The following is a 362-nucleotide window of genomic DNA, read 5'->3' as shown; positions in this document are numbered from 1 at the left end:
CGCCTGCGACGGATAGGGACCGAACTGTCTCACGACGTTCTGAACCCAGCTCGCGTACCGCTTTAATGGGCGAACAGCCCAACCCTTGGGACCTACTTCAGCCCCAGGATGCGATGAGCCGACATCGAGGTGCCAAACCTCCCCGTCGATGTGGACTCTTGGGGGAGATAAGCCTGTTATCCCCGGGGTAGCTTTTATCCGTTGAGCGATGGCCCTTCCACTCGGTACCACCGGATCACTAAGCCCGACTTTCGTCCCTGCTCGACCCGTCGGTCTCACAGTCAAGCTCCCTTCTGCCTTTGCACTCTCCGCGCGTTTTCCATTCGCGCTGAGGGAACCTTTGGGCGCCTCCGTTACTCTTT

The 362-nt window shown here is 59.1% G+C and carries 1 rRNA gene; it reads right to left on the bottom strand.

Annotated features, from left to right (window positions below):
* A 23S ribosomal RNA gene (locus tag JDF658_RS12475) occupies positions 1-362 on the bottom strand; the annotation flags it as partial.

The sequence above is a fragment of the Carboxydocella sp. JDF658 genome (genome assembly GCF_002049395.1).
In the GTDB taxonomy this organism is placed as follows: domain Bacteria; phylum Bacillota.
Note: the sequence above shows the minus strand (reverse complement) of the source record. Positions and strands in the feature narration are given on the sequence as shown.